The organism is Nisaea denitrificans DSM 18348 (assembly GCF_000426505.1).
Classification (GTDB): Bacteria; Pseudomonadota; Alphaproteobacteria; order Thalassobaculales; family Thalassobaculaceae; genus Nisaea; species Nisaea denitrificans.
This window is the reverse complement of record NZ_AUFM01000010.1, coordinates 1-1,154: the sequence shown is the minus strand read 5'-3', so window position 1 is coordinate 1,154 and position 1,154 is coordinate 1. Positions and strand designations below refer to the sequence as shown.

Genomic DNA, 1,154 nt, shown 5'->3' with positions numbered 1-1,154 from the left:
GTCACAGGCAAGCTCGACCGCAAAGCCCTGCCCGTGCCGGACATGGTTGAGCGGAGCGGGTCCGCTGTGCCCGTGACGCCGGGCGAGGAGCTGCTTGCGGGCCTCTGGCAGGAGGTCCTCGGATGTTCCTCCGCCGGACGTTCGGACAACTTCTTCGATCTCGGCGGGCATTCCCTGCTGGCAACGCAGCTGCTCTCCCGCATCCGCGCCGCCTTCGGCACAGACATCGCCCTGCGCCTGCTGTTCGAGCACCCGACCCTCTCGACACAGGCCGCCGCCATCGAAGCCGAACGCCGCGGCACACCGCCACCGCCGATCGTCAGGCGGGATGACCGCGACACGCTCCCCCTCTCCTTCGCACAACAGCGCCTCTGGTTCCTCGCAGAGCTGGAAGACGGGGAGCATGCCGCCACCTACAACATCACCGCCGCCCTCGGCCTTGACGCTGCGCTCGACGAGAGTGCCCTGCGTGCGGCGCTCCTCGCCCTCACAGCACGGCACGACAGCCTGCGCATGACTGTCCGCGCCGAGAACGGACAGCCCGTGCTGGGTTTGCGCGATCCCTACGACCCGCTGCTTGTCGAGGATCTGACTTGTGAAGAAGCGGACCGCGACGGTCTGGTCCGCGCCCGCGCCGCCGCCCATGCGGCCGCCCCCTTCGATCTCGCAAGCGACCCGCTGCTCCGCCTCACCCTGCTCCGTCTTGATACAGACGCCGAAGTGCTGCTGGTCAACCTGCACCACATCGCCGCAGACGGCTGGTCCCTCGGTGTGCTGGTCCGCGATCTCAGCGCCCTTTACGCCGCTGCGCTGGAAGACCGTGAAGATGATCTGTTGTCTGTTCTGCCGCCGCTTCCGATCCAGTATGCCGACTATGCCGCATGGCAGCGCGACTGGCTGAGTGGAGAGGTACTGGAGACCCAGCTCTCCTACTGGCGCGACCGCCTCGGGAACGCACCGGCCTTGCTGGAACTCCCAGCAGATCACCCCCGCCCCGCCGTCAAGAGTTACAGGGGCGGGCAGCGTACCCTCACCCTTGAGCCAGAACTTGCTGAACGGCTGGAGGCCTTCAGCCGGGCCAAGGGCGCCACCCTCTTCATGACCCTGCTCGCCGCCTTCAAGGTCCTGCTGCACCGCTATAGCGGGTCCGAAGA

General features: G+C 67.3%; 1 protein-coding gene. It reads left to right on the top strand.

What is annotated here, in order from left to right:
- A partial coding sequence (locus K328_RS21945; protein WP_036552984.1) for a condensation domain-containing protein occupies nt 1-1,154 on the top strand: 1,154 nt, incomplete at both ends.